Source organism: Marinobacter sp. (assembly GCF_052094685.1).
Lineage (GTDB): Bacteria > Pseudomonadota > Gammaproteobacteria > Pseudomonadales > Oleiphilaceae > Marinobacter.
This window is the reverse complement of sequence record NZ_JBQDKB010000050.1, coordinates 1-26,988: the sequence shown is the minus strand read 5'-3', so window position 1 is coordinate 26,988 and position 26,988 is coordinate 1. Positions and strand designations below refer to the sequence as shown.

General features: G+C 51.2%; 16 protein-coding genes and 1 pseudogene. 1 reads left to right on the top strand and 16 read right to left on the bottom strand.

Features of this window, described 5'->3' with window-relative positions:
• From ACTH3S_RS11280 to ACTH3S_RS11205, 16 genes and pseudogenes are all read right to left on the bottom strand, one after another.
• Positions 1 to 1,179: pseudogene (locus ACTH3S_RS11280) on the bottom strand (hypothetical protein); the annotation flags it as partial.
• Positions 1,180 to 1,210: 31 nt separating this feature from the next.
• A complete protein-coding gene (locus ACTH3S_RS11275) occupies positions 1,211 to 4,111 on the bottom strand; it encodes a helicase-related protein (RefSeq protein WP_441809106.1) in 2,901 nt (966 codons plus the stop codon).
• 350 nt (positions 4,112 to 4,461) lie between these two features.
• The gene (locus ACTH3S_RS11270) at positions 4,462 to 6,462 is read right to left on the bottom strand and encodes a transglycosylase domain-containing protein (RefSeq protein WP_441809105.1); all 2,001 of its coding nucleotides are present in this window, start codon (positions 6,460 to 6,462) and stop codon (positions 4,462 to 4,464) included.
• Positions 6,446 to 11,320 carry an alpha-2-macroglobulin family protein gene (locus ACTH3S_RS11265; RefSeq protein ID WP_441809104.1) on the bottom strand — a complete coding sequence of 1,625 codons (4,875 nt, stop codon included), beginning with the start codon at positions 11,318 to 11,320 and terminating at the stop codon, positions 6,446 to 6,448. The genes ACTH3S_RS11270 and ACTH3S_RS11265 overlap by 17 nt, the downstream gene beginning before the upstream one ends.
• 642 nt (positions 11,321 to 11,962) lie before the next feature.
• Complete coding sequence (locus ACTH3S_RS11260; protein WP_441809103.1) at positions 11,963 to 12,331, bottom strand: lysozyme inhibitor LprI family protein; 369 nt, start codon at positions 12,329 to 12,331, stop codon at positions 11,963 to 11,965.
• 165 nt (positions 12,332 to 12,496) lie between these two features.
• A complete protein-coding gene (locus tag ACTH3S_RS11255) occupies positions 12,497 to 15,529 on the bottom strand; it encodes a DEAD/DEAH box helicase (protein WP_441809102.1) in 3,033 nt (1,010 codons plus the stop codon).
• Positions 15,530 to 15,544: 15 nt separating this feature from the next.
• On the bottom strand, positions 15,545 to 17,473 hold the full coding sequence (locus tag ACTH3S_RS11250; RefSeq protein ID WP_441809101.1) for an EH signature domain-containing protein: 1,929 nt from the start codon (positions 17,471 to 17,473) through the stop codon (positions 15,545 to 15,547).
• Positions 17,470 to 18,252 (bottom strand): OmpA/MotB family protein, encoded by a 783-nt coding sequence (locus ACTH3S_RS11245; protein ID WP_441809108.1) that lies wholly within the window; start codon positions 18,250 to 18,252, stop codon positions 17,470 to 17,472. Before ACTH3S_RS11245 ends, ACTH3S_RS11250 begins: the two co-directional genes overlap by 4 nt.
• 8 nt (positions 18,253 to 18,260) lie before the next feature.
• The gene (zorA, locus tag ACTH3S_RS11240; protein WP_441809100.1) at positions 18,261 to 20,297 is read right to left on the bottom strand and encodes an anti-phage ZorAB system protein ZorA; all 2,037 of its coding nucleotides are present in this window, start codon (positions 20,295 to 20,297) and stop codon (positions 18,261 to 18,263) included.
• A gap of 691 nt (positions 20,298 to 20,988) precedes the next feature.
• Complete coding sequence (locus ACTH3S_RS11235; RefSeq protein WP_441809099.1) at positions 20,989 to 21,936, bottom strand: metallophosphoesterase; 948 nt, start codon at positions 21,934 to 21,936, stop codon at positions 20,989 to 20,991.
• A 3-nt stretch (positions 21,937 to 21,939) separates the two neighbouring features.
• Entirely contained in the window at positions 21,940 to 22,587 is a 648-nt protein-coding gene (locus tag ACTH3S_RS11230; RefSeq protein WP_441809098.1) for a hypothetical protein, read from the bottom strand.
• Between the two features lie 2 nt (positions 22,588 to 22,589).
• Complete coding sequence (locus ACTH3S_RS11225) at positions 22,590 to 22,841, bottom strand: hypothetical protein (RefSeq protein ID WP_441809097.1); 252 nt, start codon at positions 22,839 to 22,841, stop codon at positions 22,590 to 22,592.
• A 103-nt stretch (positions 22,842 to 22,944) separates the two neighbouring features.
• Complete coding sequence (locus tag ACTH3S_RS11220; RefSeq protein ID WP_441809096.1) at positions 22,945 to 23,379, bottom strand: division/cell wall cluster transcriptional repressor MraZ; 435 nt, start codon at positions 23,377 to 23,379, stop codon at positions 22,945 to 22,947.
• Between the two features lie 19 nt (positions 23,380 to 23,398).
• On the bottom strand, positions 23,399 to 25,507 hold the full coding sequence (locus ACTH3S_RS11215; protein ID WP_441809095.1) for an AAA family ATPase: 2,109 nt from the start codon (positions 25,505 to 25,507) through the stop codon (positions 23,399 to 23,401).
• 161 nt (positions 25,508 to 25,668) lie between these two features.
• On the bottom strand, positions 25,669 to 26,181 hold the full coding sequence (locus ACTH3S_RS11210) for an opioid growth factor receptor-related protein (protein WP_441809094.1): 513 nt from the start codon (positions 26,179 to 26,181) through the stop codon (positions 25,669 to 25,671).
• Positions 26,182 to 26,224: 43 nt separating this feature from the next.
• A complete protein-coding gene (locus tag ACTH3S_RS11205) occupies positions 26,225 to 26,389 on the bottom strand; it encodes a hypothetical protein (RefSeq protein WP_441809107.1) in 165 nt (54 codons plus the stop codon).
• 92 nt (positions 26,390 to 26,481) lie between these two features.
• On the opposite strand from ACTH3S_RS11205, the gene ACTH3S_RS11200 reads away from it, so the two are divergent.
• Positions 26,482 to 26,940 (top strand): hypothetical protein, encoded by a 459-nt coding sequence (locus tag ACTH3S_RS11200; protein WP_441809093.1) that lies wholly within the window; start codon positions 26,482 to 26,484, stop codon positions 26,938 to 26,940.
• Positions 26,941 to 26,988: the final 48 nt, after the last annotated feature.

Genomic DNA, 26,988 nt, shown 5'->3' with positions numbered 1-26,988 from the left:
ATACTCAGGAGGCTTGGATACGAGCGGTGCTGCACTTAATACTTGAATCCAGGAGATAAGGCTGAACATGCGCTGCAGGCTTTGATGAAAATACTCGCCTCGGCGGCTTTCCTCAGTGGTCAGGCGTACGCTTTCCAAGTCACGCAGGCTGTCCAGGCTATACCCCATGCGCCAGGTTTCGTCTTCAGCCGGCAGATAACCGAGTTCAGGGCGCGCTTCGATATAGAACAGGAAGAGTATGCGGTACATGTAGCGCAAGCACTCTTTAGAAAGCTGGTCGGCATCCAGGGCGTTGCTGCCGCTGTAGATGCCTTCCTTGCGGTCCCGGGCCTGTGCAATGAGTTGTTCGGCGGCTTCGTTGCCCAGTAATTCGATGGCGTTCCGCAGGGCATATTTGAGATCGTCGGATACGGCGAAGGCATGCTTGTGGCTGTTTTCGTCCAGGCTGTCGAGACGGCATTGGCCTTCCTCGGGCGCAAGGCTTTCCCCGTGTAAAAGAACCGCAGTGGCCTTGAGGGTTTTATCGTCGCGGCGGCCGAGAATCTCTTCCCAATCAAAGCGGAGCATGCGGTTCTGCGACCACTTATACCGGTCGATCAGAATGCCTTGCCGGTCGGACAGCAATAGCACCCATCGCGGTGGATTGTCCTGCCGGAAAACGGCCTCGTTGAGGATGCTGTACCAGTCGGTGTTTTTGAGTTTGTCGTGGTGCGGGCCGGGGCCGAAGAACTGGTTGCTGTGCAGTTTCAGGGACAGAGGGTCTTCACCCTCGTTGTTTGCATCCAGCGCGCCGAGCACCCAGAGCTGGTCACCGAGAGCGGAAAGCACCGGCAGTTCGGTGTTGGGGGCCACCTCACGATTTTCAGGCTGATAAGGAATACCCAGTACCGAGGTTAGATCTTTGAAGAAGTCGCGCTGAAGCCGAATTCGCTCGGCTGCACTGCGCTCGGTTTTGAGCCTGTGCCGCAGAGCGAAGTAACTTTGGTTGAGATTCCGCAGGGCACGCTGAGGCGTGGTGTAATCGCGCCCCTCTTCTTTAGCAGCTTCTTCACGAGCATCCCAGTCTTTGATGGTATCGGCAAAGTCGCCCTGGAAAACTTCTGCCAGGTAATGGGCGCTAAAGAATTCGTTTTCGTTGGTCAGTCCAATGAACGTGGCAGCGGTATCCTGAACGGCCATCTGGTAATACTCCTTTGCCCTACCCGGGCGTTTAGTCGTCTTCCCGGGTAAACACGGCGATGATCTGTATAAACGGAACCGGCTCAATGGTGAGGGTGTCCTGCACCCAGGTTTCGTACTCGTTAAAAACCCGCTCGATTCGGCTCAGGCGTTCTTCTTTTTTGGCGGCCTTGAAATGCTCAGCCTGGGCGGAGCGTTCAAACTGAAAATCCAACTGGCTGACCTGCCGGCCTTTCAGGGCCTCCAGCTCCGCAAGCTGCTGCGTCAATTCCGGTTGGGTCGCGGCGGTGTAAACCTGCTGATATTGCGCCATTTCGACTTTTGCGGCATCAATTACCGGACTGCGCATGGCCTCCAGCTCAGTCACGTTGATGGGCTGGGCCCGGTTGGGCAGCCTGGTGTCCAGCTGCAATTGCTGCAGCCACTCTTGGGCCTTTTCCACGCCAAGCACGGAACCATTCATGCAGCGAATGGCGAACCATTGCCAAATGACCGGGTGAGCTTTGCGGTTGGGGATCAAGCCGCTGACCAGAAACACGCTTTCGCCCGGTTGCAGAGTGGCGTTCACCTGCTCGGTATTCGCCAAGGCCAAAACCGGCGCGCTGTGGCGGGCCACCTGGGCCAGCAGTTTGTCTTCCAGCCACTGAATGGCCGGGTGCTGTGGCCAGAGATAGTGAAGCTTGGGCCAGGCGTTTTCGTCCTGCCGGCTACGGCGGATTTCCTCTTCAAAACGGGCTTTGTCGGCCGTGAGCACTAGGCTGCCGTTTTCCGGGTTGATTTCTGATGGCAGAAAGCGGAACCGGTAGTTAAGATCGTCCGGCGGTGTTAGCGAGAGAGTTTGCTTCTCGCTATTCGCTGTGAAGTTCACCTGTTTACGATCGCGGTTGATGGCTTCCAACGCCTGGCGGGCAAATTCGTAATCACTGGGGAACAGGCTGTAGCGTTCCGCGGTGTTCTGTTCAGCCTCTTCTTCTGTCTTGGGTTGTGCCGCCTCGGGGTTGAGGAATAGGGCCAGAAGATCATCGCCTTCGTTGCTGTCATCCGGCTGGTATTGCTGGTCGAAATCTTCTGCCTGAGTACCGGTGGCCATGGCATCTGCCGTCAGGCCCTCTTCCTCATCCGAGTCGTGCACTTTCATGAAGGTGGCCGGATCGCCGATGTTCTTGTAGGCCTGCTCGTCTTTCTCTTTCAGGATTTCGAGAATGCGCTGATCGCCCTTCACCGTGGGGTTTTCGCTACGATTGATCAGGTAGGTGATGATCGGCGTCTTTGTCTGGCCATAACGGTCCACCCGGCCGTTGCGCTGTTGGAACACCATCAGCGACCAGGGCAAATCAAAGTGCACCAACCGGTGCGACAGGTAGTGCAGGTTGATGCCTTCGCTGGCTACATCGGAACAGAGCAGCACGCGCAGTTTACTTTCCTGTTTACCGAAGGCTTCGACGATTTCCTGCTGCTCGATATCGCTCATGCCGCCGTGCAGGATTTGTACGGCGTCGTCTTTCAGCTTGAGGTCGCCCATCATCTGGCTCTGCAGCCAGTTCAGGGTTTCAATGCGCTCGCTGAAGATGACCAAGCGGTCTTTGGTATCGGTTTTCTTCCAGCCAAAATCTTTGCTGTTCAGCAGCTTCAACAGTTCCTGATATTTATTGAAGTGAGGCGTATCCACATTGCGGAGGGACAGCAACAGACTGCTTAAGGCTTCAATCTCCTGATGCTCGTCTTCGCTGGTTTCCTCTTTGTTTTGCAGCTTTTTAATGCGTTGCTCGACTGAGATCTGAGCGGCCGCCGGCGAGCTGAAAATAGACTTCTGGAGACCGATTCGCACCAGCTGGCCATTGCGCTCAGCATTATGTTCACCACGATAAGTGAACGGCACATTCAGCAAAGCCTGGTAAGCCGCCTCTTCTTCCGGTGAGGCATCCAGATAGATGTCATTCACGACCCGCTCTTTGAATTCCTGCTGCACCTGATCACGGATGTCTTTCTTGAACCGACGGATTACCAGGCCTTTGTCGCGGAAGTCTTCTTTGGCGTAGTCGTCCGGATCGGAAATGGCCGTGGGGTCTAGCATGTTCATCAGGCTGGCGAAGCTGCGCGCCTTGCCATCGTGGGGCGTTGCGGAGAGCATGATTAACGTATCTGAACGGCCGGCCAGCAGTTGTGCCAGCTTCGCACGCTGAGAACTGCTACCACGTTCGGCCACGTTGTGGGCTTCATCGATAACGATGATGTCCCAATAGGCCTGCTCCAGATGGCGACGGTATTCGTTGTCTTGCTTGAGGGTGTCGATGGAGATGATCGACTTGTCGTAATAGTAAAACGGGTTGTGGTTGCCCGGGATGTTATTGCGCACCCGCTGCAGGCCCGCGGAATCAAGCCGGGTGAGCGGGATTGTAAAGCGGTTCCACATTTCCTTCTGGAACTGGGTCATCATGCTTTTGAGCGTAAGCACCAGAATGCGCTTGCCCCTGCCCCGGCGCATAAGCTCCGTCATCAGGATGCCGGCTTCCAGGGTTTTACCCAGGCCCACGGCATCGGCGATCAAAATGCGCTGACGATTTTGCTTTAATGCCTGCAGGGCTGGATCGAGCTGGTATGGAACCGGGTCCATGGCCGCATGATGGCCAAGGTGAATACGATCGTCCGCAGGGGTAATCTGTCGGAGCTGAGTTTCGATAAACAGGCGGCTTTTCTCAAAGCCGGGGCTCATGTCTTGTTCGAAGCGGGTTGCGGCTGGGTTTAATACGCGAATGGCACCGGCGGCTTCTTCCAACTGGGTCAGAAACTGGGCGCTTTTGCCGCTCACCAGTTCAGACAGGCCATCGACAGTGAGAATGTAACCCCCATCATCGCTGGGATCGGCCCTGCGGACGATCCATTCGCAATCCCGTATTACAACGCGCGCACCTGGTGCGTAGAGTGCTTCCATTCCTTGCCCCTGAGAGATTCCGCGGCGACTTCTATCGATTCGGGCGGGATACTAACCGTGGAACCCGACATCCGATGTCGCTGTGTACGAAATTACAATTTAGTTATGATTAGGATGATGCGTCAGATTGGTGCAAAGTGGAAGGGAGGGGCTGTAAAAACTTGTTATTTAACTGTTTGATTTGTTAGTTATTTGCATAAATGAACTAGTTGTACACACAGCGATTATTATTGAGCTATCTACAGAGTGAAGCATCAGGCCTTAAGGCTTACCTTAAGCCCTTTCAGCAGGTTTTCCAGAGAACAGAAAGGTTTCGTGAACTCTCAGGCCATGTACTCCTACGCCGTTCTTTACTGTCCACTTTCATCATAACCATGCACTCGCAGCTTCAAGTTTGCATGCTGCGAAAGAGCATCCTGAATATTCACAGTCCAGAAGCCAGCCGATGGAAAACGAAGCAGTTCCCGCGGTGATTCTAGGGTAATCACCTGTTGCCCATTCAGCACCACGCTTACCGGGTACTCTGCTCCGGTCAGGCGAGGACGTATGGCATCTCGACCCGGTGGGAACGCTAGCTCATCTCCGTCCGCAGGGAACACAACTTTCATACTCTGCCGGCGTAATGCGTCTGGCTTTACGGCTGGGCCCGAAGCTAGTGACAGCGGTGGTCGTGACGCCCCCAATGCATCCAGGATCGCCAACGCAATAGGGGCTGCGGTTTGCAAGCCGGTATGGCTGGGTAGTTCGGCGTTGTCCGGACTTCCCACCCACACCGCAATCACGTTGTCGCGGGTATAAACCAGTGACAACGAATCACTGCCGCGCGGGCCGGTGCCGGTTTTCAGGGCAAAATCATTGAGTGTTGCCGAACGCGCTCTGTTCCCCGGTAACGCCACGCGGCGCAAGTGGTAAGTGGTGCGAGCTGCACTGCGGCCATTCAGCGGTCGAGTCACCGGGGCAGTACCTTTTAGCCAGTAAGCCTCGGTACTTTGCTCACCGTGAGCCAGACCGGTGTATAGGCTTGCCAGATCTTCTAAGGTAAGGCCAATACCACCGATCGCAATCGGCAAACCAATATCGCCATACAGGGTTGCACCACGGGCTCGCAGTTCGGATTCAAACACCGCAGGTGATAGCCGCTTAAGAGCCTCGACCGCTGCACGGTTGTGGGATCGAGTTAATGCATCACCAAAAGTCTGCTGGCCCTTTTCGCTGTGATCGAAGTTATCCGGCGTATAACCACCGAAATCAGTGTGTTTGTCGTCGTAGATTTCTTCAAAACGCAACACCCCCGCAGTTTCGGCAAAGGCGTATATTAGGGGTTTCAGAGCCGACCCAGGCGAGCGGGCCTGTACACTGAAATCCACTGCACCACTCGCACGGGCGTTAAAATAATCTTGTGAACCCAAATGTGCGATCATCGCGCCATTTCGGTCTAACACTAGTGCGGACAAATTTACACCGAGAGGCAGCACCCAGTTCTCGCTCATGGCGTTCAGGCTGCGTTGCAAGACACCGTCCAACGTTGTCACAACTAGCCCGGACAATTCGCGGGCCATCGCCCGATCTGCCAGATGATGATCTAGCTGGCTAAAACTCACCGACTTAGCCGGCAGCGGGCTCAGCGTTGCATCGACATATTCATCATGACTTAACAGGCCGCTTTCATAGCCCTTGCGCAACACCCGATCACGGGCCTCGCGGGCCAGCTTGGGAAAGTGATCAGGGCGATGCCTGGCTGGACGCTGGGGCAAGGCTACCAGCAACGCGGCTTCGGCGTGGGACAGCACGGTCGGCGGCTTGTCGAACCAGTAGCGACTGGCCATTTCTATGCCTTCAACGTTTGCGCCAAAGGGAGCGAGTGTCAGGTAGGCGTGCAGAATTTCTTGTTTTGAATAGTTAGCTTCCAGCCAGAGCGCTCCCGCAGACTGGCGTACCTTGCCTGTCAGCGTGCGCGAGTGCGGACGCAACAGCCGGCTAACTTGCATGGACAAGGTAGACGCGCCCGACACCACTTTACCGTGTCGCAGATTATTCAAAGTTGCCCGACCTATTGCGAACGGATCAATGCCCAGATGCTGATAAAAGCGCCGATCTTCGTAAGCCAGCAGCAAGTTGATATAGACCGGGCTGATTTCACCCTGCGGATGTAACCTATAGCTGTCGCCCAGAAGGCGCACATGCAACCAGTGGCCCTGTCTGTCCGCCAGCACCAGGCTTTGCTGATGCAGGCGATCCATAGGCAAAGCCGCCCACTGCATCGCCGGTTGCGCCAGCAGCCCTCCTACAATAAACACCGTGGCAACCAACGCCAGCCAACGGCGCTTTATCGCGCTATTTGGCCGTAACATTGATGCGCACACTTTCGGTTGACGCATTCAACGAAGGGTTCAGCATGTTTTCCATGTAGGTCGCAGGCATCCGGTAGTTTCCGGGAGTGACCGCACGCCACACTGAAACCGACTGCAATCGGTCATTTTTACCAAAACGGTAGTGCGGTGTCATGATCTGGGTGAATCGGTCATCGAGGTAAAGTGAATGCGCACGATTTTTTGAGTCCCAGGGCACATTCAGTAGTTCAAATAGAGTTTCTGCGCTGAGGCCGCCCAAGTTCGGGTTTTCAATTTCCAGCCCACCAGCGGCTTTCTGCTCGATTAGCCACTCTCCACCAGCATGTTTTTGGGTTATTTTTGCAATTACAATACTGATCAAAAGCTCTCCCTGCTGTAGATCTACCGCTCCACCTTTGCGCTGGGCCTCCCGCAGCTCCATATCAGAGCCCACGACGTAAAGCTTCTGAATCAAGCCGACGTCGGTTGGTTTTATCTCGGCCTTACCCTGTAATAATGTTGCTATGGCTTGCGGCAGTTTCCAGGATTTTAAATCTTCGGCACGATGCCCTGTGGCAACTAGTGACAGATGCAACGGGCTGTCGGAATGGTTGCTAAGCCTCAGGCCGTTGTCATCTTTTGTCAGGTCCATTTCATTCAGCACCGGACTCAGTGACCACGCGCCCTTGTCTGGCGTTGCACTGGCGTGGGCAGCCTCGGTAGCTAAATAAGCCCAAGCTTTTTCCTGAGTATTCAGCCAAGGGTCACTATTGACCGCGGTGGTCATCTCCGACAGCGCCGCTTCCGCTGTATATGATTCGGCTTCAGCACTGTAACGGGCCAATGCTGCCCGGTGGCGAACTGGGGTGGCATAAGTGGAATAGCTGTAGCTTTTGCCGTCTAGCTGCGCTGCCATGGCAAAGGCCTGTTCGGACCGGAGTTTGTCGCCCAGCAGGCTAAACGCCATGCCTAGTTGGGAAGCGCTAGTCATGGTCAATTCATCAGCCTGACTAAGCAAGTAACGAAGTTCCCCCACATCGACGGTGCCTTCGCGGGCATTCAGCAGCAGCGCATACACTTTGACCGCAGTATTACTCGAACGAGCCAAACGCGACAAATGTGGCGCCATATCTTTCAACATTTGTTGGCGCAGACGATCAAGACGCTGGGTTTCGTCGCTGTCGAATATGCCCTCGGGCACTGGGTGTAGCAGAAACTCGTATGTGTAAAGGCTCAGCCACTCTTCCGAATCGCCGCCGTCGCTCCACATGCTGAAAAGGCCAGATGAGCGTTGTAGATCCGCTATGCGACGGTAGCTTTTGCCCAACCGTTGGCGTGCTTCGGAGAATTTACCGCGAGTGGCCAATTGCTGATCCATCACAATCAACGGGAATGCACGGGAAACCGTTTGTTCCAAGCAGCCATAAGGGTAGCGCGACAATCCCGCTGCTAACGCCGTTCGATCCGGTAACGGGAAACGGCTGACCGATAAACTTGCCCTGCCCTCATCCAGCGCTGAAAGCAAATCAAGAGGTATCTCCGTTGTAATCCCGGGAGCCACCTCAAAGGTTGAGGTCAGGGTAACCAATGACCCACCAGGGCGCGCGACAAGCGGCCAACTGTAGGTTTGTTCAACGCCGCCAGAAAGTATCAAACGCATACCGATAGTACCCTCTCCGTGTTCGGTTACCTTCACCGGTACCGCAGCTTCGAGGGTCTGACCGGCGGCGCTCCAGTTCACCTTGCTGCGAACTTGCTGCAACTCAAACGGGCCCGAAACCGACCATTCCAGCGTAGCGCTTTGTGCTTCGCCTTCCGTGAGCGTCAGCCCAACTCCGGCCTGAAACTGATCCCCCTTAGTGACGGTTCGCGGCACCGATGAGGTAACAGCAACCCGTTCACGCACAATCAACTCATCGCTGACCTGGATAGAACGACGACCGTCAGAGCCGGTCACGTCCAAGCGCAGACGGCCGTTAAGCTGGCCAATATCAAGCTCAACTTCGACTTTACCATTCTGCACCTCCACCACTTTGCTTTGTAGGGCGATGGTTTCAAAAAAAGTTTTTCGGCTAGGCTGGTCGGCCGCGGCTTCGTCGCCACCCACCACCAGATTAGTGCCGGCAATGTCGTCGCTGAGTCGCGACACCAAACCATAAGGATCAAACAAGTCAACCTTAAAGCTACGTTTGCGGGTAAACCACTCAAACGCAGTCGCCTTCGGGTGTCGGGTCAAGTTCAGAATACCCAGATCCACCGCCGTCACCACCAGGCTAGCGCCATCAGATGCATTCGGCACATTCACGGTTAACCGCAACGGGTGGTTTGGGCGAACAAATTCTGGCAGGTCCAGATTAGCTACACGCCGAAAGCGCTCAGGCTCGATGGAAAAGTGAGCCACGCCCACCGCCCGGGCGGCACCTGCTGAACCGGCGGGCGCCTTACGATAGGCCTTTACAAGCACATAGGCTTGGCTCGCACCCTCTGGAGCTTCAACCGTAACGCTAGCTTTGCGATCCATCAGCACTGCCTGCTGCACACTGAGCACTTTATCTGTTACCAGCATTACTTCCACTGTACCGTTAAAGGGTGCCTCGACGGTTACACTCACACTGTCTCCGGCATCAGGCTGTGGATTAGACACGGCAACGTCCAACATATCGGGCACCGCCGCGCTTGCACCAGAGGTGCTCCACCAACCTACTTGTAGGCGAGTGTGAGTTGGTTGGCCGGTTTCTGGCAATAGCTCCAATTTGTAGCGGCCGTTACTCAAGGCGGGCAGTGTCAAGATGGCCTGTCCGTTATTTTTATCGACGTTGACAACCACGGTCCCGCTGGCGCGCACACCCTGCTCGTAGTATTCAACGCGGTAGTCCCAGCCATTGTCACTGCGAGTCCAGAAGTAATCCCATTCTTCTTCAATCAACTGCCAACGCACAGTTTCCGATGTAGGCTGGCTGTTAATCGTATCAACACTGGTCAGTAAAAATTCCGGGGCGCTCTCTCGGCCGTACCACCTTCGAGCCTCCATAGGTTTTACACCGACCCAACTAGGCTGAGTGGCCACAAGCACTGATTCACTATGGCGAGTGACCCGGCCCGAAATTTCTTCCAGCTCCACCGCGATGCTCACCCTCTGGGGCAACGCGCTGTGGGTAAGGGGCTCAAATGCGCTGGCGTTGAATTCGAAATCTGCAATTCCTGCTTCTGATGTTTTCAGGGTTTGCGAATCCAATAGAGCCTGCTGCTGATGGTTATCATCAAGGCCCCCGAACTCGAAGCCCTCGAAGCCCTCAAAAGGTGTTCGCGTCGGGTTCGCGCGCAACTGAACGGAGATCGGCCTATCAGCACCGGGAGCGCCAAACAGGAATCGGCTTTGGGTGGAAAACACCAAGGGCTGATCAATCGCAGCAAATGTGGGTAGACCGGCGACCTTCACTTCCATCGTTTCCGGTACAAAGTCTTCAACCTGAAAGCTGGTGCGTGCAAGGCGAATGTCGCCCAGCAACAATAGAGCTTTGTAACGCCCCTTATGTGCGGTTGCCCCTAATACAACCTCCGTGCTGATGAGCCCATTTCGATCGCTAGTAAGTGGTTGGGTGGTCAGTACCTTGGAGTCCGGACGTACCACTTTCAGCGTGAAGTTCTGTTTTGCCATGGGCGCTAGGTCCGACTCCCGCGCGATGGCGCTGAAATACACCGTTTCACCGCCACGGTAAACACCACGCTCTGTGCGCAAATAGCCATCACCCAGCATCGCGGTATCAGCACCGTCTACCGGTAACTGCGCCAGCGACAACGGCGCTTCATGAAGGGACAAATAACTCAGGTTACCGTCGTTTTTGTTGATCAAAAGTGCCGGTGCCGAGCCACCATCCCCGCGCATCAGCGCGTTCGGAACACGGGCATAGCCGTCAGACTGGATGGCAAACACTCCCAGAGATTCGGAGTTTTTCGCTAGTAATTCGATACGGCCATGGGTGATCAAATCTCCACTATCAAAGTCGCGCATAGACACCAACGCCTCGCGATCGGCGACTAGGGCAGAGAAAGCGTAACGGGAATGCAGAACCACCACCTGCTGGTCGTTGTGGCGCCGATAGCGGCTAAGCTTGCAGTCATCGTCACTGCAGGGGGATACTCGTGCCAGATAAGCGGAACCGGCCGGCACGTCAACTTTGCTTAGATTTATATTGAGAGTTGATTCGCCGTACAAATTGGGGCTGAGCTCCAGCACATGCTGATACAAAAGCTTGCTGTCGCCGTTATCGAAATAATCCTTTTCACTGAGCTGTTCAGACTCCAGCAAACGTCGAGCTACCGCCGGCAAAAGAGCCTGCACTGTCACCTGAACTCGCTGATAACCAACAGCATGCACCTGCAACGCCGGCGCCCTGCCGGCTGGCACCATGACGACACCACTGCCATTGGTAATACTAAGGCTGTCCCGCAGCGCCGGGGTGGTTATCTCAAATGTCTGCATCTGCCCCAGGCTACCTGCCCCGCGAAAGGGCAAGCCTTTACGGAAGCTCACTTTATACTTCGTTACCGGCTCCAGGCCGGTGATCCTTAATTCCTTATCGCGGGTAAGCACACCAAAGGCGACCTTTGAACCGGTCTGTATCTCTACCACCTGAATAAACGGTCGCAGGTCAGTACTTACATCTGGCTGAGTTTCCAGCGGGAAACGAATCTCGGCGCGGCCACGGCCCTCGGCATATTCGTCTAGCAGCGGCTTACCCACCAGCTCTTTTTGCACCAGCGATAGCTGCGCTTCGCTAACGCAACCAGGCGACGAGCAAAGCGACTGCTGGGCAGCGGCAGCCAGAGTGGTTGCCGAGTAAAGGAAAAACAGAAACAAAAAACAATAGTGGCGCATAATAAGAGTCTGTTCCTTCAGGTTAAAAGTATGTGTAATAATGGACGAACAGATCACAACTGACCACTATGGCGTAAGATTTCGCACAATAATTCACATTAGTGCCACAATTTATCACATATGACACCACAATTCCGGCTGGATCAACATATCATCCGCGGCTGCAGCTATAATTCTCAACAGCGTTTTGAGACCTGTTTTACAGGCCAGCTTTACTGAATGGTGTTCTTACCAAGAACTGTTTGGCCCGAGCTGAATATGGGTATGAATGTCGGAAAAATGCGTTATTTGCAAACTGCTGTCGCCATGAACCGACTTGTATGCTCATTTTTTCAGATCGGAACTGACGGCCTCATCTACCACAATAAAGCAGTTTTCAGCCCGAGTTTTTGCTAACCAATACAGAAATTTATTACACCGGTTTTGAATTTTATTTTTAACTGCCCGGGCTCGCTTTACCTTTCGAGCTCTCTGGATAATAATGGTTTTCGACCTATGCCCTCAGCAGAAGAGGCATTAATTCTAGGAGGTGGTTACAACTCCCGAATCTGTCAAAGGTGGAATGGAACGCACCCCCCACTAGAAATCTATGGGAATTACGTCAACGACGGCCCAAGGAATATAGCCTGGGTTAGTTCGAATTCACAATTTACTTGACTGACAACCAGTGGCCCTGCACTCTCTAATACGATCATTCAGAGTATTGGTTCTCTTTATGGTCGTGGCATTCGCACAACTCAAGCTTACATAAAAATCATTGTCCGCTCTGTAGCTACATTTAGAGTTTCGCTCTTTGATCCAAGATACCTGGGTATTTTTTAATTTTTGCTTTTCTGAACTTGTGAGAAAACTCCGTAAATTCTTATAAGCAATATTTAGTTCATTGTCAGCCTCTTGATATATTTTATTCAGACAGTACAGACCATCAAAATCATCTCTTGGATTATCGCAACTGTTTGCAAAAACAGAAGTCGAAGTTAGAAAAACAAAAAACGATAAAATTAATTTCATACAACAGCCCTTAATAAAGATTATTAAATTCGAAAATAATATATAAAATACGCACTTTAAAAAAACAGGAATTACCTATGCAGCCTCTTAATTTAATTTCTCATTAAAACCTTCAAGAACACTCTAAAACCGCCTCCCTAACAGAATCGTCGAACATCAACGTAATTATAAACCCATAGACTTCATCACTTCGCTTTCAGACACAGCTTCTGGTGTTACCACCGCCTCCTTAAGCATGAGCTTACCCCGAAGCAACCTATCTAAATGCACATCGAATGCATCGTATTCAGGATGTAAAACCGCCGGCAAATGAATGCTGACCGGCTTTTTTTGCCCTATTCGGTAAACTCGATCAGAAGCTTGTGCTTCTTTGGCCGGGTTCCAGTGCCGTTCCAGATGCACTACGTGGTTGGCACCAACCACTGTCAGACCAACACCGGCTGCAACAGGAGACATAATGATGACGTTAAAGCCAGAGACTGCCTCAAACTGTGTAATGAGCTGCTTGCGACTCAACACGTCAGATTTTTTGGGTACTGCAGCGGTGTCACCATTAATGATTGCTATGTCCAGCCCGTAGATTTGATCAAGCCACAATTTTAGAAGTCGCTGCAGTCGCTTGGTCACCATGAACAGGATTACCTTTTCACCGCGGCTCTTGATGGAATCAAGCGTGTTGAGGAGCACAGTCAGCTTTGCGGACTCACCCATAACCTGCCTCGCCGAGCTTGCACTGTTTGTCATCAATTCGGTTTCTTGCCGTAGACGGGGGTGAAGCGATATTTCTCTCAGGTGTTGTAGCACAGACAACGCCTTACCTCGCATGTCTTCCGTTGCCTGCTGCTCACGGTACCCCTTTAAAGCGTCTTCGTAGGCACTGAGCTGCAGGCCCTTCATTGTGCTTGTTAAGGTTGGTGTGTATACCAAGTTGCCACGATCTGATTGCGGAACGCCGCAACGAATGGTTTTGGCAGGCAGGCCTTTCAGCTGGTCTTCCTTAACACGACGAAGCATAAACGAGCCAACAGCGTCGCGGAGGCCCTGACCTAGTGAGGCTCTCACCTCATCTCTGCTGTCTTCATCGGCCGCAAGAATAGGCTTTATCCATGTATCTCGGAAGGTTTTCCAGTCGCCAAGTAAGCCTGGCTGCGCTGTATCTACCAAGCACCAAAAATCACCTAAGCTATTCTCGACTGGAGTGCCGGTTGCCAATAATTTAAAGTCGGCTTTTAGGCCTTTAGCAGCACGGGTTTGCAAAGCATTAGGGTTTTTGATGTTTTGTGCTTCGTCAAAAATCACCATACCCCAGTCAATACGGCACAGAGAAAACTGGTAGTCTCGCAGTGCCTGATACGTTGTAAGAACTAGCCTTCGTTCTTGATCAAGCCGTTTAGCCCCTGCATCCGGCCCAATGTGCAGCGCATAGCGGATTGCGCTTTCATCTAGAATGTCATCGTTGTCGAGAATCTCAGCCATCTGTGCAGCTTCGCGCTTTTCCCCTTGTACGCGGAACTTTTTTAAGTCTCGACCAGACTGCAATACAACAATATCTTTGAACGGAATGCCATTGTAGGTAACTGCCACCTCATCTTCCCAGTTCTCCAGTAGGCTGAGCGGCGCCACTACTAATATTGGTTTTTGCTGCTTCTCTGCGGCTTTCTGACGTCGCAGATATTCGCCTACTGCGACCAAGGCCATGTAGGTTTTTCCTAATCCCATATCATCTGCAAGCAGTGCACCCTGCAAGCGGTAAAGGTCGCTTGTTTGCTCTTTTCGGGCACGCTCAATCAACCCCAGCATCCATAAGATGCCTTCCTTTTGATGCGGGAACGGTTCTCTTGCGTACTGAGTCCAGTCTGGCTCAGCATTGTTCGATGCATCGCTGGCTTTTTGCTTAAGCTCCTCACGAAGCTCCGCTGCATCTTTCAGTATGAGACTAAGCTTCTCTTTTTTCTCAGGTAGGTCATCACTGGTTACACGGTCTTGTAAATCAGGATCTCGTAGATTGTGGCCAATTTTATCAAGCTGCGCTGAAACTGAGTCCTTATCAGAAATATCAAAAACTTCACCGCCAAAGGCAATTGTTTCTGCGCCCTGCCCCCAGGCAGCATTTGCCTCCTCTTGAAACTGAGCTAGCTCTTCTTCTGATTGAATAACTTTGGGTAACGCCTCGGGTGGTGCTGGCAATTTATCGAGAGCAAACCAGTCCTGTTGTTTTGCATCTGTCTCGCCAAACTCCATGTGCTGAAGCTTGCCAACGCCTTCGACTCTAATGGAAAAACCAAGTTCGAGATTAACAAGCGTGGCATCTAAAAACGCACCTGGGGATTCGATAAATTCCTGAACCTTATCCGCAGGGATTCTCCGATTGCCAAGCACCTCTTTAACGGCTTCTATTTTCTCTGGTTCAAGCAGAACAACTCTCTTACCGATACGAAGAGCGCCGCCGCTTGTTGCGTCAAAGTCCAGCTGATCCCAACGCCGACTTAACTCCTCCTGTGACGTGCCGTCGCCAAGGCTAGGGCTCAAAAAGAGGCTACCATCAGGCATTCTGGTCGCAGTAACACCGACACCCTCAGGAACCGACACATCCAACTTTTGAAAATGCCCCAAATCAAGTGCCATACCGTTGCGTTGCGCTGTTTGAAGCTTGGCCATCAAACGCAAATTTTCGCCTTCACCTCGCTCTTCCGGAGTCAACCGCTGGTGATGTTCCAGCGCAGTCAGTGCGAAGAGCTCAGCCTGTGTAAGCCGATATACTTCTGTGGACGTTAAACAAAGGAAGGGACCTTTTCGTGTGAAGGGAGCTGTCTGGCCGTCAACAGTTGCTGCTGCATGAACTCGAAACCCACTATTACCGGTTCGCCCGGATATGTCGGCGGAAAAGCTCCCTGAAAATCTTTCAGGTAACTTGAGAACTTCTGCCTGTTCGTCGTCCAGCCCTGCAATGTTTTCCGCACTAACGTGGTAACCGTTAGCCACGGGCAGTGCCAAGCCTTGTTCCTCAAGCATACGCAGGGCAATCAGCTGCATTTTCTTGAGTGCAGGGCCTTTGCCTTGTTTTAGCTCTGTGAACTTCTGGAGATCAACGAAAAAAAGTAATCCGGCGGAGTCAGCGCGAAGTTGAAAACCAGGCTGGCCGGAGATGTTTTCTTTCTCGCCAGAGACCATTGAGCGTAACAAATCAATAAAGCCCATGTGTGTCCTCGTTATTTATTTGAACTTATCCCTATACTCGGGTGCTATCACCCATGTTTCATCATCTTTTCTGCGGACATAGGGGGCCAACGGCCCAAAAAACATTGCCGATAGTTTTTTTAATGGAATGTTCAATAAAGTTGCAACATACCGCGCTCTGGTATTTGGGTCGTTTGCAAGATAGCGAAGCACTTCTTTATGTTGCGAAGATAAGTGATCAATATTGCCACGCTGTTTCTCTCTAGGACGTTCCGGAGAGCCCACAACACTCTGTCGTGCCTCTGATGCTGCAACTTTCCGATGTAAAAATTGACTTATTGCACTGTTCTGACGATTTTGACCAAACACGTTTCTGGACCTTGAAACCGGCCGTTCTGGTGCCTGTCGAGGTGGGCGTTTTTCCAGATGCCCAGGCAATTCACTTGGCGAAGGAACCTGAACTTTCGTTGATTTAACGACCGGAACGCCATAGCGCGCGAGGTAACCTCGATATTCCACAGGAGTCAGCAGTGATTCAACATCCACCTCAATCCCATGCTCTGCCAAAAAGTCGATGACTTTAGATTGCCACGGGCCATTATGTGTTACCGCTTCATAGGGAAGTTGATACATGGCCTGATACTGAGCAGGAGTGGTGTGGGTTAGGTCACCATGGGAAAAGGAAGAAAAGTCATAGGATGTGACCATCTTTCCAGGCGGAGCCAGATATACCCAAATCCTAAAACTATGGGACCCCTCAACGAGATAAAAATCTCCGCAATCCAGATAGATAATTGCTTTATCGGAGAGCTGCCCTTCAAGGGTGGCAAAGTTCGTCTTAATCTCGTTACCAAGCAGCCTCTTCACAACCCCTTCCGCAGAACGTCCCAGCATTAACCGGGTATTTCGAATGAGTTTTTGATTATATAAGCCCTCAAGGAATCGCTTCCTCGCGGGGAACATCCTTTTCAGATCTGCTTTCCCACTCTCAACTCCGTATTGTTCGAGAGCCTGCAAAAAGAGCTTAAGATCTTCTCTGGAGAGCCATCCTCTAACCTTCTCGATGCGGGCATCACCTAAAGGTTTCCACCACTCTTGGTAGCTACGAGCCGAACTGTGAATTCGTGGGTCGCCCGCTATACCGATCACAAAATCTTGCCACGCTTCCGTTATTTCTGCTCCAGCACGATCGATCAATATCTCTAGGGCAGCATGCCCAATGCGCTTCCCGTCCTTGAAAGGCGCTTTGCTTACAGAGGGTTTCAGTAGCTCATCAAATACAGGATCCCACTGCCCCAGCTCCACACCTTTCAGAGTGTTGATATAATAATTTGCTCGACAAATCTCTCCGTATCGGCCTGAGTCGTAACCAACCAGACCAAGATCTTTGAAACGCCCCTCTAGCTCCACGCCGCTCTCGCGAACCTTCTCAGCAAACCTTGCCGGGCCTTCAAGGTTAATAAGCCAGTCAACGTTGTTTTGGATAGAAGTGATAGGGTCCTGAGTAAAACCTGTTCGCGGCGCCGGGGACATCTTTAAAACTTGAGCTTGGATAGCTGCCTCGATACATTCGAACAGGTTCTCATCCAAGAGCTTCAGCTGATCAAACTCCTGAAAATAGAGCTGACAAAGCTGGAGGAACGTCGTTCGAGTTAGCCGCGGTTGCTGCGCCTGCAACAACTCATTGACCACAGATACTCTGCAACTCTTTTTCAGAATGTCGCTTTCATTGTTCCATAGCCAGGTAAGAGCACGGGCGCCCAGCCTCTTATCCAGCGCTTTGAACAAATCAGTTAAATCATTGAGATTTACAGCTGTGCGTAAACGCTTGCACATAGCCTCAAAAACATCACCCCCGCCCGCCTTTTGTTCAAGCTTGTCGGCATCGGCTAATATTCGCTTCCAATCTTCCACTACATGGTCTGGCCACTCAAAGTGTAACGCTGGCAACTGGGGCAATTTCATTGCGGTAGGTCCACTTTCGCCCGAACTCTTTCATAATCCGCACTGCTCGGACGCCGGATCGTGAATCTGATATCAATTCGTCTGTTCTTGCTGAAGTCCGACTCTGTTTTCTGGTTTTCAACAACAGGGCGAGTCTCTGCGTAACCGCTAACAGAAAACAACGTCTTACTCTCACCATTCTTAAGCTCCCCAAGCTTCTCTCTCTCTGGAAGAGCCTGTTCCCAAAACTGCCAAAGGGAAATTGCACGGAATGTGGAAAGACACCAGTTCCCTTTGGCTCCGCACAGCTTGCCATAGAAAGGTCGGTTATCGGTGTGGCCTTCAACAAAAACTGTATCCAGATATTCCGACCGATCATCTTTAGAAATCAAGTGATGCAGCACCTCACCAATTTCATAGGCTGTTTCTTGATATTGGCGGCCGATCTTATCTGCGCCAGTATCAAACCCAAGCAACTGATTCGGAATTCGAAGAACCGTGCTGTTCTCGCTGACCTCTACCTGTATTCCACGCTTTTGAAGAATTTCTGCAGCTTCCGTCAAAATGCTGCGTCTGACCTCTTCTGCCTTTCGAAGCATGGAAATCTCTTCTTCGACCTCAACTACTTGCTCTTGCAACCGCTCACGCTCCTGCTCTGCCTGCTCCTGAAGTTCCATGAGCTGAAGTATCAGAATCACGGAAGCCAAGATGAAGATCACGAGGAGCCCAGACATGACATCAGAGAATGACATCCAGTATGGATTCTCTTCATCAACAGCTACAGACTTCTGGCCACGCAGCAACGCCATTAACGAACCTCCAGCTCATCAAGCAGACTATTCATACTATGAACAACTCGGTGCATAGTGTCCGCATAATCTCTGGAGGTGCTATTCCATTTTTCCATCCGGTCTTCGACCTGTTGATTCACTTGCGAAGAATAGGATGACAGCCAGGACTCTGCTTGTTTCTCGATATCCGAAACCTGCTGGGCCATATTTTCGGACAATCCACTGAACTCATTTTTAATGGACCTGAGCCATTCCTGTTGATGGCTCTTTAGCTCACCAAAACCTTCGTTGGTTAGCTTAGCCGCATTACCATATTGCTCGATACTCTCGCGAATAGTTCTCTGTAGGTCTTCGAGCAATCGCGACTGCTCGCTCAAGCGCTCAGCCAACGCTGTACTCTGCTCCCCAGCAGAATTAATACGAGACAAGGCTTCGGTCATTGTGCCACCCAGCATTTCGGTGGCTTGGCGCACTTGCGAGCTGTACATACCGAGTTGATTAGCGCTGTTGTCCATGTGCTTGCTACTAGTCGAGATGGATTCTGTAACTTGACTAAGCTGATCAAGAATTTCTCTATGCTGCGTTGCCAACTCAATACTCTGCTGTTGCGTTACCCTGACAGATTCAGAGATGCTGGTTAGTAGTTCTTGCTGTTGCTCAGTGGTCTTATCGCTTTGTGCTCTGAAGCGATCCTGCCGCAGGTTTTCTCTTTCATCTGCTGCTTCGATTTGGGCGTTAAGCCGACTTATCATTTCTTCAGTCATCCCGGCGAAGCTTTGCTCCATCTCCTTCTGTCGCTGGCCCTCCATCTCAGAAGCCCTTTGGTTGCGATCCTCGTTCGCCTCAAGCTGCTTTTCAACTCGCTCAGCAAAACTCCCCATCAGTTGATCAAATCTTTCATCCAGTGCTTTTTGACTATTTGCTGTCGACTCAGCCACCATTGTTATCTGCTCATCAAACTGACTTGCTTGCTGTTTAGAGCTTTCAATTTGAGTCGCCTGCTGCTCACTGAATTTGCTAAACAGCTCTTCCATCTGCGAGCTCATACCCGTCACTGCTGCATTAACATCTGAAGCGGCTTGTTCAAGCATGGTGCCTTGGCCTTTGGCTGCCCCACTAACACCCTCAACAAAATCACCTACCAAACGTTCCAGAACCTGTGTGGACTGCTGGCTGGCGTTGCTAACTAATGATTCAATAGCCGGTGCCATTATTCTGTTTAATGCAGTCGTGAATGCTTCTTCCATGGAGTCACTGACGCCTTTAATACTTTCCTGCAACCGATCTCCGATTCGTTCGTGCAGTTCCTGGAGCGCTTCCTTGCTCTCTCGGCTGCTATCAGCGATATGCACCAAAGATTGTTCCGCTGGGATTCTCGGATAAAGAAAGTCTATTTCTTGTTGCACAGCCCGGATATCTTGGAGAGCTGAACGCTCTAGAAATTTCTCAATAATATTGAGAACAAGGCTGAGCCCCACACCCCAAACAGATGTCATGAACGCAACGGAAGCGCCATCAATAAGACTGTCGATACCACTGCGCAGCTCAGTAACGCCGGAATTTGATGTGAGGTCCAGACCATTCAGGCCAACTGTAAGACCTACAAACGTGCCCAAAACACCAATAGCGACCAGAAAACTAGGAGTTGCTGCAAGCAAACGACTACCCGTGAGCCCGGCGGCTAAGGTTCGAGCATTAAAAAAGTGGTCGGCATCGAGAGTATTAAACAAGGACTTTTGATCGCTCGAAATCACGAGACTCTCGTCGAATTCTCGCCAGATCTTTCCAACCTCGCCATTTTCGAGCTGTAGAGCGTTTTGCAAAACCTCTCTTCGATTAGCCGCGAGCGTTTCCTTATCTTGCCTATTAAGAAGGCTCTTCAGAATTCTAAGCCGACTTTTAAAGCGCAAGAAGTGCCGACTAATTGCAATCACGGCAACAATAAAAAACGTCATTATTACCAGCCAAAAAAGAGTGCTGATACCCTGAGGCGCATCTGTTGTTAGTGCTGAAAAGTCTGGTAACAAATGCATTAGTAACTTGAGAAAGTCCATTTAGATTTCCTGGTTAATCGTTAACTGTTCTGAATTCGGCGCTTGTACCTATCTTCAAGATGCTCGGTGAGGTCATTGAGCTGCGCAAGCTCTCCACTCACTTCGTTTAGCCCACGACCGAGCATTATCGCCAAGATGCTACAAGCTAACGAATAGGCAGCGTTCTTTTTATGCAAAACTAATACTGCTTGATCCATCGTTCGATGCCAATAGTTCTACCGACTTTGTAGACATGTTTGCGAGCAGCACACAGGCAGTAGTACCCGATCCCTTGCCCGATTACGTCACTGCCTTAGACTCTGGATTGAGCATTGTCGCGGAAACCTATGTGCTCAAAACGAAACTTGGTAACCAGCAGGTCTGTGAATTGAAATTTATTCTAATTATATTTTTCATCGTTATTTTGAGCGAGGTCTTGCCAGTAAACTGGAAGTATCCAGTAGTATTCGCTCTGGGCGTTATGCACACCACGGTGAAAATGGTTATCGAAAGTTCCAATAATGACGATAACCCCTCCCCGTAAGTAACTGCTCCTGCCACTATTTCAACTTAGGATTGGCGGACTCAAAAGAAGTCCATCCACGCAGATTATTCTGCGAAAATAGATACAGTTCACTTGGATCAGACTCTAGCTGGCTGACGTCGCTTTTAACATCTTAAAACACAACGTTTTTCAATATTTTACATGCAGTTACGCATCAACCCAGATGAACTTCCCAGAATCCAGTTTTTGGCAACCATCAAATCGATACGCACAGAGCTTTCCACCGCGACCGCCTCCCGCCACGCTATAATCCAAACAAGCTATGTGGTCGCTCAGCGGGGCAGGCTCGCCTTTAAGCCAGTAATGGCCAACAAACACCGGCTTTTCGCCATCATAGCCGGGAAGAATATCCGCCTCGACTGGCTCGTGTGGAATTTTGTCAATCTCAGACCCAGGCACCATGGCAAGGTCACGATAGGTAAGCTTTTCGGTTTGCCACCATTTTGCTCTTACATCGGTACGTTTGTTTTCGTCTTTATCGAGAAAGTAGTGCCCGGGTGGCAGAGGGATTTCGAGTCCTTTAAGCAGGGTTTCAATTGTGTCGTAAGCCAAGTTGCCTTTTCGACTACTGGCTTCCCATGCTTCTGGTAACAGCCGATTCTGATCATACGTAAACTGGCCGATGGCTTTTAAATACTTTGGATGCCAACAGGCGTGAACCACTCTCAGGTCGGGCAAGTCGAGGTATACCGGTAGGGTTTTAAACCACTCGATCATGCTCTGATGTAGATCACTTCCCTCACCTACCTGATCCAGAAACGCTTGGTGCTGACCCTGGTTTTTGGCTGTGTGGGGGCGAAGGTAATCGCCGGGATTTTCCGGGTCTGACGTGGCCCAGGCAACGGCGTTAAATTCGTGATTGCCCATTACCGCCAAAGCGTTACCACTCTCGACCATGTTTCGGGCAACTTGAACGGTTTCGACCTGCTCAGGTCCACGGTCAACAAAGTCGCCTAAGAAAATCACTTTGCGTTCGGGGTGCTGCCAAACGCCACCAATTTCCTGGTAGTCCATTTTGGCCAGTAGGGCTTTGAGCTCACTGGCATAGCCGTGAATATCTCCAATCAGGTCGTACATCGATACTGCTTCCTTCATCGATTATTGCTGGGTTTCACGGGTTACTGGTGAGATTGCGTTCAGGTTCGGGCTTAGCTCAGCTCTACTAGGAACAGCCCCCTCACGCTTCCCAATCACTTCGCCGTTGCGGGCTAACAAGTAGGCTGCGTCTTTTTCGTAGTAAAACCAATACTGCTTGATCTCACCCCAGATTCCAAGAGTTCTGCCGGTTTCGTAGACATGTTCCCGAACCGTACACTGTGCTCGGCCCAGCTGCCTGTCGAGAGGCATGCGCCAGAACCCTTTTGAAAAGTGCAGGTATCGCTGGTGCTCACATACCGCGAGCGCAAACAGTGGCTGGCTTTTGCGCGTGAATCCAGTATCCACCCACAGGTAGGGCTTGAAAGCAGATTTCTCTTCGGCTAACCGTTTTTGCAGGCGGGTAATGCGCTGATCTGTCAACGCCATGTCCATTCCAAGCACCACACACAGGGCTCTCAGGAAGCCTTCGCTACTGAACTTGAAGTCAAAGCCGCTCTCATTCAGGCCAAATTCCGAGCTTTCCAGAACATTCTGGAGGCGCTCGAGATTGGCGGAGGTCGGCTTTTGATAACCCATGGCTTTCAAGAGTTCTTCCTGGGGAATTGCAGCGGCGCGAACCACCAGGTCAGTTTTGAAGTTATCGATCATCGCTATTCCTCCCTGAGTAGTTTGAACGCAAGGGTCAACCTACTGACATCGAAGTGCGCGCCGTCGAAAAACCAATTCGAGACTTCCTCGACCAATGCGTGGTCGAGACTCAATCCCTCGGCTAACCTCTCTGTAACCGCTTCGGCAACGTAGTCATACTCATCGAAGCAATCGTTTTCTCGGCAACAGGTGTTCATAGGGTCAACGTCGAACAGTGCCTTGGAAATTTGTTGTGCTGTGAAGCGCGCGTTCATAAGACCCTCCTGATTGAGATGGTAATTATGCAACGAGGATGCGACAGATGACGTCGCCTTATGATTCATAGCCCGTTTGGCAAGGCGAGTTTGGAATAATTGGCTAGCCCGAGAAATCAATCAGATGTTGCTCATCCCATATCTCGGCAGAGAAATCATCAAAAGAGATGAGAATGACTGATGTGCCTAAAAATGCGTGTTTTGCCAAGGTTTGGGGAATGGCTACCGGCTCGTATCCATCAAGCGAAGAGACGTTACCCAGCGTAATTCTTTTAAATCGCCTAGCCTCTTGACTGGAATTGGGCAGAGCTTCAATTTTTGGGCGTAACTCGTCCCATTTCAGCTCGGAGTACACAAGCAATGCCGGCCTGTCTGGTGAAGCTGTGATTGCTAATGGGCCTTCTATCAGTGTTTTAAGCTCCGATGAAAAGGTGGACACTGAGATACGATCGAGCAGGAAGTTCCCCTTATCTGGCAGCTGCCTGAGCTCGACCCGATAGGCGCTGCCAACTTTCCTGAACGGGTCTTGTTTTGTCATTTACACGCCCTCGGCTTGCTCACTGCACAAAGCCAATTGGTTGGCCAATAACACCATCGGTCTGCTGGCTCTGCTCGGCTTTTAATGCCTCCAATAGCCGTTCGGTGCGCGGTTTAAAACCTCGTAAGCGAAGGCCCTGAACTGCTCCTCGCACCAGACCCGGTGTCAGGTACTCAAATTGCGAAAGTTGATCAGGCCGCAGCGCGCGGGCTTTGTTCTTGTCCATCACGCAGGCTTCAATGAGTTCTTTCAGCTGGTCGGTGCTCAGATACCCGAATTCTACTTTGAGATGGAAGCGGCGCAAAATGGCTTTGTCCAGGCTGTCGAAGCGGTTGGTTGTGGCCAGGAGGACACCTTCGAATCGCTCCAGCCGAACCATGAATTCATTGACGGCGCTGACTTCCCAGCTGCGCTGAGCCATGCTCCGGTTGTAGAGAAAACTGTCAGCTTCATCGAGCAGTAAAACAGCACCTGTGCTTTCCGTTTTATCGAACATCGCGGCGATGTTCTTCTCGGTCTCACCAATGTACTTATCCAACAAATCGCTACCAGACTGCAATATGAATGGTTTGCCCAAACGTTTGGCCAGCTCCTGAGCATAGGCTGTTTTACCGGCTCCGGGCGGGCCATATAGGCAAACTTTGGCTGCGCCTTCTTTACGAACCAGGCGCTCCACGTTTGTCAATGTAGGTTTGGTGTTAATCCACTTCAGGCGGAATTCGGGGAAGTTCTGTTCTGGTTTTGGGTTCAATAACTTTGCGGGTTTGCGCTCGCCCATGACTGATAGGCGATGGTGCATCAGGGTCTCAAGGCGCTGCTGGTTGCGGATGACCTGTCTTGCGGGCAAAAACTGTGCGACCTCCAGTAGGTTTTTGGCCAGTGCCGGGGTCATCCACGAGGTGCGGGCCGCTTCTGATACCCAAGCTTGGCTAACGGGCAAGGCGGACAGATCGCGTTCGAGCTTTTCAGCCTGCTGATCTGTACCCGAGCCTTTAATTTCAAAAATGAAATCAAAGCGTCGTAAGAAGGCGGCATCGACAGCGCTGATGTCGTTACTTATCCAGATCGCGGGCGCCTGATTTTCCTCCAACAGCTGATTGAACCAGCCTTTGGCCAGATCATCCGTTTTTCGGAAGGCATCTTCCATTTCATCGAACAGCAATACCGCACCTAGGCGATCTTCCAAAAACATCTGAGCCAATTTGGCTGCGTCCAACCGTATGCGGCCGGTCATAGCACCAGAGCGATCGTCTTTGGTTGGCACCTCATACAGTGGGGCCGACAGCTTTTCCGCCATAGCACGGGCCAGTTGGGTTTTGCCTGTGCCGGGCTTGCCATAAAGGAGGATGTTTTTGCCTCTGGCCTTGGTGGCGAGTGCACTCTGCAAGTAATCGAGCATCAACTGTAATTCCGGCACACCCTGAAACTCGCTGAGTTGATGCAGCGCTTCTGGTCCCGGCGGGCAAACATGTCGAAACAGCATTTGCTCGATGTCGTTTTCACTTTGGTCTTTATCCCCGCCAGATGTAGCCATTACCAGCTGACCTAGCAACGGGCCCGCTTCCACCAAATCCCAAATATCGCTACATCGATTGGGTGCTTCAAGCAAACGAATCTGGCACAGCATAGAATCATCATCGAGAGCCCAGGCAACCGTGCGAGGAGACTCACGCAAAGCTCTAGCAAGCGCATTTACAGAGTTGTTGAACTCATTGATCTCAAGCTCCCGAAGCACCGGCTGCGCCTGCGGGTGTTTGAGCAGCAGCAGTGCATACACCAACAGCTTGGTCTCCACCAAGTTGGGCTTTAGGAGCTTCACCAAACTCGCCAGAAGCGGTGAAAAGGACAGTTTCGGTCGGCCTTTTAGCGACGACACCAGAGCTTTTTCCCGCTTGCGTATGATATTCAGATGCGCCCTTGTGCCCAAAGAGTCGGCGTCTTCCGGTGGCTTTATACCGAGAAATGCCAAGTTTTCTTCAGCGTTGAACAAGCTCAGAGTGTTTTCGTAGGTGGGGGTGAGATAAAGCCTGCAAAGATAAATCTGAAGCAGCTTTAAGTCGTCTTTGGACGCAGTCGTGTCTTGGTCCAGTTCGCAGGCTTCGTTGATAAGTTCGTTCCACAACAGCATAGGCGGGTCTCCAGAATCGATACACGTATTCTACGCCCTGCCTGCGACATATATGGTCGCTTGAAAATGAGTGAACAGAAATTTCAGCAATATCGTTTGAGCTTTAAAGCCCTTCCCTACTGGCTCCACCGTGAATTTTATGGTGTTTCGGAAAAAGCACGTTACTCGGTTGCTTTACGCCAATACTCACAGCTGACTTCGCCCACATATCCGCGAGTTGGGCCATAAGTCAGAACGGCAGTCTGGAGCTGTTCCGCAAGTTTGGGTTGATGGCAGTAATGCAGGCTGCGAATCATCCGGGTGATTCTCAAATGGTTGTGGCCACCTGTTTTCAGCCAGAGATGATCCTGAGGGTTCAGATTGGGCGCTGGCTCAATGGCCATGCCGTTTTGCACCAGCCCGAAGAAATCGAGCATGCGGTTGAGAGAAAGAGACTGCTGTTCACGAAGCTTTGGGTTTTCCTCAAAACACGCCTGTGTGCTGCTATCCAATACTGGCGCAAAGCCATTGAACCTGCCTGCTTCCGGAATGGGGAATAACCACTGAATGTAGTCATGGGTGTGTTCCAGCCAGAAGTTGTCTAAGGCTAGAATGTCGTGAAAGAACCTTCCCGCGTGGTCGGTGCCCTGCCCAAGCGTGAATAAGATCAGTCGGTTATCTGGAAGCTCCGTCATTTACTCTCCCCTAGCCTTGAATGGTGCCCGAGCGCCAACCGATTCAAGCACTATCAATTTTGCCACTGCGAATACGCTCCAGACTCTCCGCAACCGTACTTTCAATCTCGTTTCTCAACCACTGCGGCTCTAAAATATCGCAGTTTGTCGCCTGTGCTACTAACCACCAACGTAGGTCCTGTGTATCTCCAACGACGAGCGGATGAATTCGATGGTGTGGTATACAAAACGTTGTTGCAGTATTGGTTGGTTGCCGTTTAATATCACTTAGGTAATTAAATCTTTTGGATAATCAATAATATGAAAAATGTTGCTTACATAGAAGATAACATTGTCCCACAATTATTTACTACTGCCATCGAGGCCTATAAATTTCATCATAGAAGTACTCTTCGATCAAAGGGTTATGACAAACTTGAAACGTTTGGCCTACTTTGGGGATATTCAGTTCCAGCCAAGGGTGCGCTACCTGCTAAGGTCATAGCCACAATGGTCACAGTGGAAACTTCGGCAGATCGCCATAACGAATGGGTCGCCCCAAATTTTGAGTCATTACGCAGCAAGAAAGAATTTTTTGAGCATTACTGGCCTAATATTGAGCTTGTGGGTACCTTTCATTCACATCCCTATGAAAGTCTTTCCGAGGTCAATGATATTAAGGGATGGAGGGCGTCCGAGGGAGATAAGGAGTTCTGGCCACATTTTCATGAAGAAGTAGCTCCAGAACAACCACTACTCACGCACCTAATCGTAATGTAGTGGCATAGTGAATCTGGCCACCTGACTTTGAGTGTATGATTACTCACA